Here is a 13,003-nt window from a genome sequence, read left to right as displayed (position 1 = left end):
GGCTCACGCGGCAGGCTGGTCGGGATCGTCCGGCCAGTCGCGGACCAGTCCGCGGAACAGCGGGTCGATCAGCGCCTTGGTGTCGGCTTCCGGGGCGAACAGTTCGGTGTCGCGCGTCCAGTCGGTGAACAATCCCACCACCAGGGCGTGCAGCGACAGCGCGGCGAGGCGCGGCGTGACGCCCGGGCGCAGGCAGACAGACGCGTTGCGCAGCAGGCTTTCGCACAGATCGATGAACTGGTTGATGAATGCGTGGTGACGCTCTTCGGCTTCGCGCAGTTCTTCGGTGAATTCGCATTTGTGCAGCAGGATGGTGAATATCCGGCGCCTCTGCTCGTTGCTGGCCAACGTGCTGATGGCCTCGACCATCAGGTTGCGCAAGGCGATCAGCGCCTCCAGCGACTGCTCTTGATCGCAGCTGCACAGCCGTTCGTTCATTTGTTCGGGCGGCAGACGAATCTGGTTGAGCATCTCGTGGAACAGGTGCGCCTTGTTCTGAAAATGCCAGTACACGGCCCCGCGCGTCACGCCAGCGTCTCGGGCGATCTGGTCGAGGCTGGTGTGGGCCACCCCCTTGTCCAGAAACAGTCGCTCGGCAGAGGCGAGGATGGCGATACGGGTCTTCTCGGCTTCTTCTTTGGTTCGGCGCATGGGCAGATTCAGGCAGATAGCGGCTGCTTCGGGCGTCCAGCAGCGATGGAGGGCGGCCGTGTAACGGCGCATCTCGTCGCGATGCGTGTTTACAATCGGCGGTGTATGTAACAGCATCTTGCACTTCGGCGCAAATCCTCTGGCGAGGTCGATGTCCACTCAATGACCTCGGCGCCACTTCTTGGTCCCTGCTAGCGAGCTTCTGATGTCTCTGCGAATTCTGCTCATTCTGGGCGCGCTCAGCGCGTTCGGCCCCCTGGCCATCGACATGTACCTGCCGGCCTTTCCCAAGCTGGCGGAGGCGTTCGATACCAGTGTGGATCACGTTCAGCTTTCGCTGGCCGCCTATTTCGTCGGGTTGGCCATTGGCCAGCTGATCTATGGACCACTGGCAGATCGTTACGGGCGGCGCGGGCCATTGCTGATCGGTGTGGTCCTGTTCACTCTGGCGTCGCTGGCCAGCGCCTTCGCGCCGTCGATGGACTGGCTGGTCGGCATTCGCTTCGTGCAGGCGCTGGGTGGCTGTGCCGGCATGGTGATGGCGCGTGCCGTGGTGCGCGACCTGTGCGACCCGATGACCAGCGCCAAGGTATTTTCGCAGCTGATGCTGGTCATGGGCCTGGCGCCAATCCTCGCGCCGGTGGCTGGCGGCGCGCTGCTGGCCGCGTTCGGTTGGCCGTCGATCTTTCTCCTGCTGACGCTGTTCAGCGCCATCTGTCTGATAGCGGTGACGCTCTGGCTGCCTGAAACCTATCCGGCGGGGCTGGCGCGCCAGCCGATGGCCGGTGCGCTCGGGCAGTACCTGCGGCTGTTCCGTGATCGCTTCTTCATCGGCCACGTGCTGACCGGCGCGCTGTGCATGGCCGGCATGTTCGCCTACATCACCGGCTCGCCGTTCGTCTTCATCGAGCTGTACGGCGTGCCGCCCGAGCACTTCGGCTGGTTGTTCGGCATCAATGCGGCGGGTTTCATCTTGATGGCGCAAGTGAACGTGCGGCTGGTGCGCTGGCGCGGGCCGGAGTTCTGGGTGCGGCGCTGGGTGGGGGTCTTCTTCGCCAGCGCGCTGGCGCTGCTGGCGGTGGCGGCGGCGCAGCCCGAGGCGCTTTGGCCGCTGCTGATCCCGCTGTTCTGCGGCGTGTCCTGCCTCGGCTGCCTGTTGCCCAACGCCACGGCCTGCGCCATGGCCGACCAGCGTGCCAATGCCGGCAGCGCGTCGGCCTTGCTCGGTAGCATGCAGTTCACCATCGCGGCGATCGCCGCCTCGGCGGTGGGGGCCTTGCACAACGGTACCGCGATACCGCTGGCTGCGATCATGAGCCTGTGCGGTCTGCTGGCGATGATCGTCGCCTATGGTACGGCGCGTGCCAGCACCGAGTGACTTGCGACTCAGGCGCTCAGCGGTAGCGGATGCGGCGCGCGCAGGCGCTTGCGCAGGGTTTCGACGAAGGCCTTGGCCTCGGCTTCGCTGCGGAAGGTGACAGGGTGCTTGTCCAGGCATACCTGCCAGGCACTGTCGGGGAAGGTAGTAAGGGGGCGGACGAGAATGTTCATGGCGCTCTCCTCATGATGTCGGGCGTTGCACAGTCTAGGTGCTGCCATGGCCCGTGGAGCGAGCCATGGTGTCGCATGCCCAGCGCCCCATGGCACCGGACGGTGGGTGCTCAGTAGGCCAGTCGGGCGTCCAGGCTGTTCTGTGCCAGGCGGCGGGCCTGGTCCTCGGTCATGCCCAGGCTCTCGTGCAGCGCGACGAAGTTCTCCGTCACGTAGCCGCCGAAGTAAGCCGGGTCATCGGAGTTCACCGTGACCTTCACCCCTTGTTCCAGCAGGCCGAGGATGTTGTGCTGGCGCATGTCGTCGAACACCTTGAGCTTGGTGTTGGACAGTGGGCATACCGTCAGTGGGATCTGCTCCTCGATCAGCCGGGCGATCAGCTTCGGGTCCTCGGCGGCGCGTACGCCGTGATCGATGCGGCTGACCTTGAGCAGGTCCAGCGCTTGCCAGATGTATTCCGGCGGGCCTTCCTCGCCAGCGTGGGCCACTGTCAGCAGGCCCTCGGCGCGGGCCTTGTCGAACACGCGCTGGAACTTGCTCGGCGGATGGCCGACTTCGGAACTGTCCAGCCCGACCGCGAAAAAGGCGTTGCGATAGGGCAGCGCCTGCTCCAGCGTCCTGAAGGCGTCCTCTTCCGGCAGGTGACGCAGGAAGCTCAGGATCAGCCCGCTGCTGATGCCCAGCAGTTCCCGGCCGTCGGCCAGTGCCGCGCTGATGCCGTTGAGCGCCGCCTCGAAAGGCACGCCACGGTCGGTGTGGGTCTGCGGGTCGAAGAAGGGCTCGGTGTGTACCACGTTCTGCTCTTCGCACTTCTGCAGGTAGGCCCAGGTCAGGTCGTAGAAGTCCTGCTCGGTGCGCAGCACGTCGGCACCGCGGTAGTAGAGATCGAGAAACTCCTGCAGGTTGCCGAAGTTGTAGGCGCTGCGCAGTGCCTCGACGTCGTTCCAGGGCAGGGCGATGCTGTTGCGCTCGGCGAGGCGGAACATCAGTTCGGGTTCGAGCGAGCCCTCCAGGTGCAGGTGGAGTTCGGCCTTGGGTAGATTGTTGAGCCAGTCGTGCATTGCGAAATTCTCGTCGTCCGGATGTGCGGGCATTCTATCGACGGGTTGGAGCAACCGATATGCCAGGTGGGCCAGTTCGTCTGGCATAGCAGCCGAGAATGACAGTCGTATGACCGGGTGATGAGATTTCGGTTGCGCTGGCGATTATTTGACCAGTGGTCTGCAGCCCAGCATCTACGGGCCACGGCGTGGTTGTTCCCAACCTTATCCACAAAGTTCTCCACGTTAACCGGGCATAACTTCGTGTCGTGCAAAATATGCGTCTCGGCCTGCTCGGGTCGCGCTACGGGCAGTGAAAAAGCGCAGCAATTCAAGTGTTTAACGCACCTTCATTGGGCTTGGGTGGTGAATTGGTCAAAAATTGTGCAGTTTTCTCCGGAGCCCGTGGCATCGGCTTCGCAGCATGTCGTCCCAACGTTATCCACAGCGGCATCCACAGTAATTGTGGGCAATGGCAGCCGTCAGTCGTCCAGAGCTTCGAGCACGCTGCGCCCGCGGCTGATGTCAGCCAGCAGTTGCGCGAGTGTCTGTAGCCGGTTGGCGGGCAGAGCGATGTCCAGGGTCGCGCCTTCGGCATCGAAGCGCTCGGCCTCGAGCAAGGCTTCGAATTCCGCTAACCGCGCCTTGAACAAGGCCAGTTCGGCGAAGCGGCAATGGCATCGGCAACGCGAACGGGATACCAGTTCGCTACGTTCCCCGGCTTGCAGGCATTTTGCGGTGGTACCGCCATAGGCTCGTGCCAGGCCGCCAGTACCGAGCTTGATACCGCCGAACCAGCGGATCACCAGCACCGCCACGCGATCGAAGTCCTGGCCCTCGATGGCTGTGAGCATCGGCCGCCCCGCCGTGCCGCCGGGCTCGCCGTCGTCGCTGAAACGGTACTGGTTGCCGATCTTCCAGGCCCAGCAGTTGTGCGTGGCGGCGGGATCGCTAGCCGCCTGGATGAATGCCTGCGCTTCTTCCGGGGTTTGCACCGGTGCAGCCTTGACCAGAAAGCGGCTTTTGCTGATGACTTCAAGCAACTCGCAGGGCGCGGACAGGGTGAAGGGCATGGCAGACGAGGCATCAGTGATGGAGTCGGCCATTGTAACGGCACCGACCCCGCTGCGCCGCGCGTGACTAGAAAGAGGCATCCGGCGAATGGACTGAACTTAGACCGACCTTCCGGCGCCCATACCTTTATGGGCGCTCGCGCAAGAGCCGGCACCAGTCGCGAGGCCCCATTCCGACGGCTCACCAGGTGGAGGAAGTCCCATGCTCAATTCCAGTTACCAGTCATGCATCCAGGCCTGTTCCAATTGCGCCCTGGTCTGTGAAACCTGCGCGGCGGCGTGCCTGCGCGAAGAAGACCTGAAAATGATGGCGCGCTGCATCGAGCTCGATCGTGACTGCGCCGATATGTGCGCGATCGCAGCCATACTGATGACCCGCGACAGTGCCTATGCCAAAGCCTTCTGCAAGCTCTGCGCGCAGGTCTGTCGCGACTGTGCCGCGGAGTGCGGCCAGCACCAGCACGACCATTGCCAGGCCTGCGCCGAGGCCTGCCGCAAGTGTGCTGAAGAGTGCGAGAAGATGGCGGCCTGACCGGGTGTCGATGCGAAGGGTCGCAGCTGCGGCTGCCGGCCCTTCTGCCTCACGCCAGCCAGTCCAGCGTCAGGATCAGGCGGCGCTCGGTGCTGGTCGCCTGCGGCGAACGGTGAATGATCCCGGCGCCTTCGTTACCCAGCCATTTTTCCCCCTTGAACAAGGCAACGTCGCCGGCTGCAAGCCGCTCGATAGCGTCCGGATCGCTCGGTTCGGCTGCCGGATCACCCAGGCGCCGACGCTGCATGGCGTCCTCGGGAAGCCATTCGCTGCCTGCGCCGACATAGGTAGTGATAAGCCTTAACGGCACGTGATCGACGTGAAAGCGCGGACACATGGGCTTTTCCAGCAGGCGCAGGCGCAGACCGATGCGCCGCGCATCAAGCAAGCAGGCGAAGGCCTTCGCCAGCCAGGCGACATCGGCGACGAAACCGGCATGCCCGGCAAGGCCGCGATAAGCCGACGCCAGGGTCGACAGCTGCAGCTCACCCTCGCCGGTCGCTTCGAGCGTCAGTGACTCGGCCAGCGGCTCGCCCAGAGCCAAAAGTGTCTCGGCGAATTCGGCAATATGCAGCGGCAGCTGGCGCTGCCACACCGTGAGGTTGATGCCGTCGTTCAGCGCTTCGCCAAGTATCGCCGGGGAGTCGCCCAGCAGCTGGCGCGGCTGTGGGGGGACGATCCGCTGCGCCAGCATCAGGCGACCTGCTCGTGCCAGGGGCCGAACGGGTCCGGCAGACGCTGCCAGCCGTTGACGCCCACGGCCCATTCGCTGTCGTTCAGCAGGCAGGCATCCAGCTCGCGGCGCAACCGGTCGAAGTCGATGTTCTGCCCGATGAAGACCAGCTCCTGGCGGCAATCACCGAACTCGCCGCGGGATTTTTCGACGATCGCCGCGCGGCTTTCGCTGTCGCTCGGCCAGGCCGATTCCGGGGTGAAGTGCCACCAGCGCCCGGCGTAGTCGTAGCGCATCAGCCCGCCGGCCTGTGACCAGCTGCCAGCTTCTTCGGGGCGGGTAGCGAGCCAGAAAAAGCCCTTGGAGCGCAGCAGGCGGCCATTGCTCCACTCGCGGTTGAGGAAGTTGTAGAAACGCTGCGGGTGGAACGGCCGGCGCGCCAGGTAGGCGGTGGAGGCGATGCCGTATTCCTCGGTTTCCGGCACATGCTCACCGCGCATTTCCTTGAGCCAGCCCGGCGCCTGGGCGGCGCGTTCGAAATCGAAACGGCCGGTGTCGAGGATTCGCTCGAGCGGTACCTGACCCATGCTCATCGGCAGGATCTCGGCGTGGGTGTTGAGCCGGCCGAGGATGGCGCTCAGCTCCTCGCGTTCGGCGGCGGAAATCAGGTCGATCTTGCTGATCAGGATGACATCGGCGAACTCCACCTGTTCGATCAGCAGCTCGGTGACCGAGCGCTCGTCGTCCTCGCCGAGGGTTTCGCCGTGGCTGGCCAGGCTCTCGGCTTCGTGGAAGTCGCGCAGGAAGTTCACCCCGTCGACCACCGTGACCATGCTGTCCAGCCGCGCCAGATCGGCCAGGCTCTGGCCCTGCTCATCGCGGAAGGTGAAGGTTTCGGCCACCGGCAGCGGTTCGGAAATGCCGGTGGACTCGATCAGCAGGTAGTCGAAGCGGCCTTCGCGGGCGAGCTTGCCGACTTCCTCGAGCAGGTCTTCGCGCAGGGTGCAGCAGATGCAGCCGTTGCTCATCTCCACCAGTTTCTCCTCGGCACGATTGAGGCTGACGCCGCGCTGCACCTCGTTGCCGTCGATGTTGATCTCGCTCATATCGTTGACGATCACAGCCACGCGGCGGCCTTCGCGGTTCCTCAGGATGTGATTGAGCAGGGTGCTCTTGCCGGCGCCGAGGAAGCCGGACAGGACGGTAACGGGGAGGCGGTTCATGGCGGTCTCTCAGGCGGATCGTTGGTGTTTTTCGCGCTGTTCCTGGCGTTGCTTCGCCTCGATGGACAGCGTCGTGGTGGGGCGCAACAGCAGGCGCTGCAGGCCGATGGGTTCGCCGGTTTCGGCGCACCAGCCGTATTCTCCGCGGGCGATGGCGTCCAGCGCGGCGTCGATCTTGTCGAGCAGCTTTTTCTCCCGCTCCAGCACGCGCAGCTGCCAGTGGCGCTGTTCTTCGGCGCTGCCGATGTCGGCGGGATCGCTGCTCGGCTCCTGTTCGCGCAGAGCCTGGAATTCCTCCTCGATGCGCGCCTGCAGCTCGGCACGCTGGTGCAGCAGGAGGTCGCGGAAGAAGACCTGCTGATCGGCGTTCATGTACGCCTCGGCGGGTTGGGCGAGAAGTTCGGCTTCGGTCATCGTAAGATACGTGTCGGAATAATGTGTGAGTTATAACATAACAATTGCGGTGTAATACAAGCGTCGTTTGCGCGTTGAAACGGCGGACAGTTAAGCGCGTCATTCATGTCGCGAAGCAAAAGCCCGCGGCGCGGATCGCGCAGCGGGCTCGGGTGGCGGGGCGCAGCAGGACGATCAGACGGTGCCGGGAAGCCCGTGGTAGTTGCGGCCGAAGTAGACCAATGCATCGGCGCTGTCGCGGCGGTACACGGCGAGCACCTCGCAATAGAGGATGTCGTGGGTACCGACGCTGGCGCTGTGGCTGATGCGGCAATCGAAGGACACTGCCGCACCTTCGAGCAGCGGCGAGCCGGTGATGCCGGTACTCCACTGGGCCGCGGCGAAGCGCTCGGCCATGGGCGTCTTGCCGCCGAACAGGTTGGACAAGTCCCGCTGCGCGCCGGCCAGGGTGTTCACGCATAGCTGCCCGTTGGCGGTGACGATGGGATGCGCCGATGCGCTGCGGTTCAGGCAGACCAGCAGCGTCGGCGGTTCGTCGGTGACGCTGCACACCGCAGTGGCGGTGAAGCCGGCACGGCCGGCGAGGCCGTCGGTGGTGATGATGTTGACTGCCGCAGCCAGGCGCGCCATGGCGTCGCGGTAGTCCTGGCGGATCAGCGGGGCGCTGAATGCACTTGCGGTTTCGCATTGAGCCAGTTGCATGGTCGGTTCTCCATCAGGCGAGGACGCAGGCCCGGTCGAAGGGCAGGCGCGGCAGGCGGTCACGCAGCTTGCTGGCGTCGCCGTAGCCGAGGTTGATCAGCAGGTTGGATTTCCAGGGGGTACCGGCGAAGAAGGCTTCGTCCAGCGCCTTGCCGTCGAAGCCGGACATCGGCCCGCAATCGAGCCCTAGAGCGCGGGCGGCGAGAATCAGGTAGCCGGCCTGCAACGAGCTGTTGCGCAAGGCATTCTCGGTGATCAGTGCTGGCTGGCCGGCGTACCAGCTGCGCGCGTCGGCGAAGGGAAACAGCTCCGGCAGGGTTTCCGGGAAATCCTCGTCATAGGCGACGATCACCGTGACCGGTGCAGCCATGGTCTTGTCGAGGTTGCCCTTGGACAGACAGGGCGCGAGCTTCTGCTTGCCCTCGGCGCTGCGCACGAAGACGAAGCGCGCCGGGCAGCTGTTCACCGCGGTCGGGCCGAGGCATACGTGGTCATAAAGCTGTTGCAGCAGGGCGTCCGGCACCGGCTGGTCGAGCCAGGCGCTGTGGGTGCGCGCCTCGGCGAACAGCCTGGCCAGCGCTTGCGGGTCGAGTGGTTGACTCATGTTCGGTTCCTCAGGCTGCCGTTGCCGCCTGGTCGCTCATGCGCGCCAGGTGCTCCAGCAGGATTCGATTGAAGGGTTCGCTGTCGCTGACGCTGGAGGCGTGGCCACCGTAATCCAGCAGGGCCAGACGGGCATCAGGCAGTTGCTCGGCCAGGTGCTGCGAGCGTTGCCAGGGCACCAGCATGTCGTCGCGGTTGGCGATCAGCAGGGTCGGGGTGGTGATGCGCGGCAGCTCGGCCTCGATATCGAAGGCCAGCAGCGCCTCGATGCGTCGCATAAGGTTCATGTTCGGCGGGAAATGCGCCAGCGCATGGGCGTCGTCGCGTGCCAGCCGTTCGCTGTTGGCGGCAATCCAGTCGGCGGGGTAGAGGAACAGCGATTGCGCCTGCACGTAGGCAGCCGGGCCGCTGTCGCGCAGCAGGTTCATCCGCACCGCGAAGCAGCGCGCACTGTGCGGGTTGGGGCTGCTCCAGGCATTGATCGGCACCAGGCTCTGCAGCAGTTGCGGCCGCAGCAGGGCGATCTGCAGTCCCACCAGCCCACCGAGGGCATGGCCGATGAAATGGCAGCGGCGAATGCCCAGGGTATCCAGCAGCTCCAGCAGTTCGACTGCCATGGACTCGATTGAATAGCCCGCCGGCAGGTTCGCCGGGCTGCGGTTGGTGCCCTTCTGATCGTAGACCAGCACCCGATAATCCACTGTCAGCGCCGCGAGCTGCGGCGTCCAGAAGGCACCGGCGCCGCCGAGCCCGGAGCTGAGCACCAGGGTCGGGGCGTCCGGCTCCATGCGGCCATGAAGTTCGTAGTGCATGTCATTCCCTCCGCGGGGTCGAGGTGCGAGCCGGCGCTCCGCAGGCGCAGCCGGCCGGCCCGCTCCTGCAGGCGCTAATTGCCGACGTGGGCGATGCTGGCGATCTCGATCAGCGCATCCGGCTTCACCAGGCCGCACTGGATGCAGTAGCGCGCCGGCTTCTCGCCGGGGAAGTATTCGGCGTACACCTCGTTGACCTTGGCGTAGTTGGCCCAGTCGGTGAGCATGATCATGTTGAAGGTGACGTCGTCCATGCTGCCGCCGGCGGCCTCGACGACGCCCTTGATGGTTTCCAGCACATGGCGGGTCTGCGCGGCGGCATCGCCGACGTGGACCACGTTGTTGTCCTTGTCGAAGGGCAGGGTACCGGAGACGTAGATCACGCCATCGGCCATGGAGCCCGGGACATAAGGTGCAAGCGGTTTGCCGGAGCCGGCGGGGATGATGGATTGCTTGGGCATGTGGTTGATTCCTTGCAAGGCATTCAGGCGAGCCCGGCGGGCGCCTCTGCGGGCGCCGCGGTCGGGCACTTGGGGTAATCAGCTGGCGACCGCCACGCTGGGCGCGGTCGCGAAGCTCTGGCAGAAGGCGTCGACGCTGGTGACCCAGCCGAAGAACGTCTCGATGTTGTACAGCGCGGCCTGCTGGGCGAACTCCGGCCCGGCCTGGTGCGTGGCATCGGCCAGCACCACACCGAAGTACTCCAGGTGGAAGCCATCGCGCAGCGTCGATTCCACGCACACGTTGGTGGCGATGCCGGTGAACACCAGGTTGCGGATGCCGCGGGCGCGCAGAGTGCTGTCCAGCTGCGAATTGAAGAAGCCGCTGTAGCGGGGCTTGGGTACCAGGATGTCGCCGGGCTGCGGCGCCAGTTCGTCCACCAGCGCGTAATCCCAGCCGCCCTTGGCCAGCAGCGTGCCGGCCAGTTCCGGGCGCTTGCGCATGGTCTTCAGCGCATTGGACTTGTGCCAGTTGGGCGAGCCCGGGCCGCCGGCCTCGACGTACTCGTTGTCCCAGCCGTTCTGCAGGAATATCACCTGAATTCCTGCGGCCCGCGCGGCAGCCAGTGCCTGGCGGATCTTCTCGATCACCGGCTTCGTCGCCGAGACGTCGAAGCCTGCCAGGTCCAGATAGCCGCCAAGGGTCGCGTAGGCGTTCTGCATGTCCACCACGATCAGCGCGGTTTCGCTGGCCTTCATCAGCAGCGGTTCGGGACGCGCCGGCAGTTGCACAGGCTCATCGGTTGCGCCCATGGCGTAGCCCGAAATCTGTTCGACGACGCTCATCAGGCCGACTCCTTCAGTGCGCTGACATGGCGGCGGCTGTGCATCAGCGGCTGGATCTTCTGCCCGAATGCCTCGACGCCCTCGAGGAAGTCGTCGAAGGTCAGCATCACGCCCTGCATGCCGGGCACCGTGGCGATTTCGTCGAGCATCCTGGCCACGTTGGCGTAGGAGCCGACCAGCGTGCCCATGTTGATGTTCACCGCCGAAGTCGGATCGGCCATCTGCCGGATATTGCTGTCGGAACCCTTGTCCGCGGCGCCCTGTTCACCGAGCCAGGCGATGGCTTCCTCGTCCGCCCCGGCCTTGTAATGCTCCCACCTGGCGCGGGCGGCTTCGTCGGTCTCGTCGGCGATCACCATGAACAGCACGCAGGAGGTGACGTTGCGGCCGGTCGTGGCGCACGCGGCCTGCAGCCGTTCGGCGGCCGGGGCGAAGGCGGTGGGGGTATTCACGCCTTTGCCGAAGCAGAAGTTGTAGTCGGCGTACTGCGCCGAAAAGGCCATCCCGGCGTCGCTGGAGCCGGCGCAGATGATCTTCATGTCCGCCTGGGGTTTAGGGCTGACGCGGCAGTCTTCCATCTGGAAGTGTTCGCCCTTGAAGTCGCTGCGGCCGTTGGCCCAGAGGTCACGCAGCACCTGGGCATACTCACCGAGATACTGATAACGGGTGGCGAAGAATTCGTCGCCCGGCCACATGCCCATCTGCGTGTATTCCGGCTTCTGCCAGCCGGTGACGAGATTCACGCCGAAGCGCCCGTTGGAGATCGAATCGATGGTCGAGGCCATGCGCGCGACGATGGCGGGCGGCAGGGTCAGGGTGGCGGCGGTGGCGAACAGCTGGATCTTGCTGGTCACGGCGGCCAGACCCGCCATCAGCGTGAAGGACTCCAGGTTGTGCTCCCAGAACTCGGTCTTACCACCGAAGCCGCGCAGCTTGATCATCGACAGCGCGAAATCGAAGCCGTAGCCCTCGGCCTTCTGCACGATGGCCTTGTTCAGCTCGAAGGTCGGCATGTATTGCGGCGCGTTCTCGGAAATGAGCCAGCCGTTGTTGCCGATCGGAATGAAAACACCAACATCCATGGGAAGCACCTCAGTACGCAATGGCTAGAAAGCGCTGCCCGAACATGACGGGCAGGGTCAGCGATGCTTTAGCAGGATGCAGGCCAGAAAAGGATTTCACTTTGCAATCAAAGAGATGGATGTATTTTGTGATTTTAAATGGACCAAATGGTCCGAATCGGAGCACCTGGTTTGTGCGTGGCGCACGAAGATCGTGCAGCCATGGCGCGCCGTCCGCCCATCGACAGGCGCCGCTCGTGCGCAGCGTGCTCGTCGCGTTAAAGTAGCGACTCGTTCGTGCCCCGCCGGTAATCCCGTGACAGACCAGCCTCCCGTAGCACCCCGCAAACGCTTGACCGCCAGCAAGACGCCCCGCCAGAAGGGCACTGTCCGCGAGCCCAGCGCCAGCGCGCAGAACCGCCGTTTGCGCATGATCGAGAGCAAGCGTGCCAGCATCCTCCAGGCCGCGCTGGAGCTGTTCTCCCGCTTCGGCCTGCATGGCACCAGCCTCGATCAGGTGGCGACTCAGGCGGATGTCTCCAAGACCAACCTGCTTTACTACTTCGGCAGCAAGGAAGAGCTCTACGTCAACGTCCTGCGGCAGCTGCTGGAAGTCTGGCTGCGGCCGTTGCAGGCGTTTTCAGTCGATCAGGATCCGATCGAGGCGATCGGCGAGTACCTGCGCGAGAAGCTCGAACTGTCCCGCGACCATCCCGCCGAGTCGCGGCTGTTCTGCATGGAGATCATGCAGGGCGCGCCGCTGCTGCTGGGTGAGCTGGAGCAGCCTTTGCGTGAGCTCGTCGAGAACAAGGTCGCGGTGATCCAGGCCTGGATCGATGCCGGCAAGCTGGCCCCGGTCGAGCCGCATCACCTGATTTTTTCACTCTGGGCCACTACCCAGCACTACGCCGACTTCCGCGTGCAGGTCGAGGCCGTCGCCGGCAGGACCCTGGACGACCCGGCGTTTTTCGACGAGACGCTCAAGAGCCTGCAGGCGCTGATTCTCGATGGGGTGCGACCGCGCTGAGGCGAAGAGCACGCAAGGGCCGGTTTTCCAGGTTTGCAAACGGGCGAACAAGTTCGCCCCTACGGCGTCAGCGCCCGGCCGTGCCCGTAGGGGCGAATTTATTCGCCCAGAACCGGCCATCCATCGAGCTTTCGAGGTTTGAAGTCGGCGAACGAGTTGGCCCCGACAGCACCCGCGCCTGGCGATGCCCGTAGGGGCGAATTCATTCGCCCGGAACCGGCCATCCGTCGAGCTTTCGAGGTTTGAAGTCGGCGAACGAGTTGGCCCCACAGCACCCGCGTCTGACGTTGCCCGTAGGGGCGAATTCATTCGCCCGGAACCGGCCATCCGTCGAGCTTTCGAGGTTTGAAGTCGG

16 protein-coding genes are annotated in these 13,003 nt (G+C 64.7%); 3 read left to right on the top strand and 13 right to left on the bottom strand.

The genetic code is table 11. From position 1 onward, the window contains the following. Window positions 1-3: 3 nt before the first annotated feature. The gene (locus B597_RS29585; protein WP_003295343.1) at window positions 4-651 is read right to left on the bottom strand and encodes a TetR family transcriptional regulator; all 648 of its coding nucleotides are present in this window, start codon (window positions 649-651) and stop codon (window positions 4-6) included. Window positions 652-856: 205 nt separating this feature from the next. Here B597_RS29585 and B597_RS29580 point away from each other — a divergent pair, with 205 nt between their 5' ends. Beyond that, window positions 857-2,029, top strand: a complete 1,173-nt coding sequence (locus B597_RS29580; protein WP_003295341.1) for a Bcr/CflA family multidrug efflux MFS transporter — start codon at window positions 857-859, stop codon at window positions 2,027-2,029. An 8-nt stretch (window positions 2,030-2,037) separates the two neighbouring features. Here B597_RS29580 and B597_RS47280 read toward each other — a convergent pair whose 3' ends face one another. The 3 genes from B597_RS47280 to B597_RS29570 form a co-directional block, all read right to left on the bottom strand. Further along, window positions 2,038-2,202 carry a hypothetical protein gene (locus tag B597_RS47280; RefSeq protein WP_003295340.1) on the bottom strand — a complete coding sequence of 55 codons (165 nt, stop codon included), beginning with the start codon at window positions 2,200-2,202 and terminating at the stop codon, window positions 2,038-2,040. Window positions 2,203-2,312: 110 nt separating this feature from the next. Beyond that, on the bottom strand, window positions 2,313-3,263 hold the full coding sequence (locus tag B597_RS29575; RefSeq protein WP_003295339.1) for an adenosine deaminase: 951 nt from the start codon (window positions 3,261-3,263) through the stop codon (window positions 2,313-2,315). A 461-nt stretch (window positions 3,264-3,724) separates the two neighbouring features. After that, complete coding sequence (locus B597_RS29570) at window positions 3,725-4,315, bottom strand: IMPACT family protein (protein ID WP_024161776.1); 591 nt, start codon at window positions 4,313-4,315, stop codon at window positions 3,725-3,727. Window positions 4,316-4,517: 202 nt separating this feature from the next. Between B597_RS29570 and B597_RS29565 the strand changes: the two genes are divergently transcribed. After that, a complete protein-coding gene (locus B597_RS29565) occupies window positions 4,518-4,847 on the top strand; it encodes a four-helix bundle copper-binding protein (protein ID WP_003295335.1) in 330 nt (109 codons plus the stop codon). A 49-nt stretch (window positions 4,848-4,896) separates the two neighbouring features. Here B597_RS29565 and B597_RS29560 read toward each other — a convergent pair whose 3' ends face one another. From B597_RS29560 to rutA, 9 genes are all read right to left on the bottom strand, one after another. Next, entirely contained in the window at window positions 4,897-5,541 is a 645-nt protein-coding gene (locus tag B597_RS29560; protein WP_003295333.1) for a DUF1826 domain-containing protein, read from the bottom strand. Then, window positions 5,541-6,743 carry a zinc metallochaperone GTPase ZigA gene (gene zigA, locus B597_RS29555; RefSeq protein WP_003295332.1) on the bottom strand — a complete coding sequence of 401 codons (1,203 nt, stop codon included), beginning with the start codon at window positions 6,741-6,743 and terminating at the stop codon, window positions 5,541-5,543. Before zigA ends, B597_RS29560 begins: the two co-directional genes overlap by 1 nt. A 9-nt stretch (window positions 6,744-6,752) precedes the next feature. After that, window positions 6,753-7,157 (bottom strand): RNA polymerase-binding protein DksA, encoded by a 405-nt coding sequence (gene dksA, locus B597_RS29550; RefSeq protein ID WP_003295330.1) that lies wholly within the window; start codon window positions 7,155-7,157, stop codon window positions 6,753-6,755. Window positions 7,158-7,331: 174 nt separating this feature from the next. Further along, window positions 7,332-7,859, bottom strand: a complete 528-nt coding sequence (gene rutF / locus B597_RS29545) for an NADH-dependent FMN reductase RutF (RefSeq protein ID WP_003295328.1) — start codon at window positions 7,857-7,859, stop codon at window positions 7,332-7,334. 13 nt (window positions 7,860-7,872) lie between these two features. Beyond that, window positions 7,873-8,463 carry a malonic semialdehyde reductase gene (locus B597_RS29540; RefSeq protein ID WP_003295327.1) on the bottom strand — a complete coding sequence of 197 codons (591 nt, stop codon included), beginning with the start codon at window positions 8,461-8,463 and terminating at the stop codon, window positions 7,873-7,875. 10 nt (window positions 8,464-8,473) lie between these two features. Next, the gene (rutD, locus tag B597_RS29535) at window positions 8,474-9,274 is read right to left on the bottom strand and encodes a pyrimidine utilization protein D (RefSeq protein WP_003295326.1); all 801 of its coding nucleotides are present in this window, start codon (window positions 9,272-9,274) and stop codon (window positions 8,474-8,476) included. 74 nt (window positions 9,275-9,348) lie between these two features. Further along, entirely contained in the window at window positions 9,349-9,735 is a 387-nt protein-coding gene (gene rutC, locus B597_RS29530; protein ID WP_003295324.1) for a pyrimidine utilization protein C, read from the bottom strand. Window positions 9,736-9,813: 78 nt separating this feature from the next. Continuing rightward, complete coding sequence (gene rutB, locus B597_RS29525; protein ID WP_003295322.1) at window positions 9,814-10,560, bottom strand: pyrimidine utilization protein B; 747 nt, start codon at window positions 10,558-10,560, stop codon at window positions 9,814-9,816. Next, window positions 10,560-11,642 carry a pyrimidine utilization protein A gene (rutA, locus tag B597_RS29520; RefSeq protein ID WP_024161775.1) on the bottom strand — a complete coding sequence of 361 codons (1,083 nt, stop codon included), beginning with the start codon at window positions 11,640-11,642 and terminating at the stop codon, window positions 10,560-10,562. The genes rutB and rutA overlap by 1 nt, the downstream gene beginning before the upstream one ends. A gap of 295 nt (window positions 11,643-11,937) precedes the next feature. On the opposite strand from rutA, the gene rutR reads away from it, so the two are divergent. Next, window positions 11,938-12,648 carry an HTH-type transcriptional regulator RutR gene (rutR, locus tag B597_RS29515; RefSeq protein ID WP_043289778.1) on the top strand — a complete coding sequence of 237 codons (711 nt, stop codon included), beginning with the start codon at window positions 11,938-11,940 and terminating at the stop codon, window positions 12,646-12,648. Window positions 12,649-13,003: the final 355 nt, after the last annotated feature.

The organism is Stutzerimonas stutzeri KOS6 (assembly GCF_000307775.2).
Lineage (GTDB): Bacteria > Pseudomonadota > Gammaproteobacteria > Pseudomonadales > Pseudomonadaceae > Stutzerimonas > Stutzerimonas stutzeri_B.
Note: the sequence above shows the minus strand (reverse complement) of the source record. Positions and strands in the feature narration are given on the sequence as shown.

Excerpts from the sequence above, each read along its gene's own strand:
- B597_RS29585 (WP_003295343.1), bottom strand. The coding sequence starts at position 651 with ATGCGCCGAACCAAAGAAGAAGCCGAGAAGACCCGTATCGCCATCCTC.
- B597_RS29580 (WP_003295341.1), top strand. The coding sequence starts at position 857 with ATGTCTCTGCGAATTCTGCTCATTCTGGGCGCGCTCAGCGCGTTCGGC.
- B597_RS47280 (WP_003295340.1), bottom strand. The coding sequence starts at position 2,202 with ATGAACATTCTCGTCCGCCCCCTTACTACCTTCCCCGACAGTGCCTGG.
- B597_RS29575 (WP_003295339.1), bottom strand. The coding sequence starts at position 3,263 with ATGCACGACTGGCTCAACAATCTACCCAAGGCCGAACTCCACCTGCAC.
- B597_RS29570 (WP_024161776.1), bottom strand. The coding sequence starts at position 4,315 with ATGCCCTTCACCCTGTCCGCGCCCTGCGAGTTGCTTGAAGTCATCAGC.
- B597_RS29565 (WP_003295335.1), top strand. The coding sequence starts at position 4,518 with ATGCTCAATTCCAGTTACCAGTCATGCATCCAGGCCTGTTCCAATTGC.
- B597_RS29560 (WP_003295333.1), bottom strand. The coding sequence starts at position 5,541 with ATGCTGGCGCAGCGGATCGTCCCCCCACAGCCGCGCCAGCTGCTGGGC.
- zigA (WP_003295332.1), bottom strand. The coding sequence starts at position 6,743 with ATGAACCGCCTCCCCGTTACCGTCCTGTCCGGCTTCCTCGGCGCCGGC.
- dksA (WP_003295330.1), bottom strand. The coding sequence starts at position 7,157 with ATGACCGAAGCCGAACTTCTCGCCCAACCCGCCGAGGCGTACATGAAC.
- rutF (WP_003295328.1), bottom strand. The coding sequence starts at position 7,859 with ATGCAACTGGCTCAATGCGAAACCGCAAGTGCATTCAGCGCCCCGCTG.
- B597_RS29540 (WP_003295327.1), bottom strand. The coding sequence starts at position 8,463 with ATGAGTCAACCACTCGACCCGCAAGCGCTGGCCAGGCTGTTCGCCGAG.
- rutD (WP_003295326.1), bottom strand. The coding sequence starts at position 9,274 with ATGCACTACGAACTTCATGGCCGCATGGAGCCGGACGCCCCGACCCTG.
- rutC (WP_003295324.1), bottom strand. The coding sequence starts at position 9,735 with ATGCCCAAGCAATCCATCATCCCCGCCGGCTCCGGCAAACCGCTTGCA.
- rutB (WP_003295322.1), bottom strand. The coding sequence starts at position 10,560 with ATGAGCGTCGTCGAACAGATTTCGGGCTACGCCATGGGCGCAACCGAT.
- rutA (WP_024161775.1), bottom strand. The coding sequence starts at position 11,642 with ATGGATGTTGGTGTTTTCATTCCGATCGGCAACAACGGCTGGCTCATT.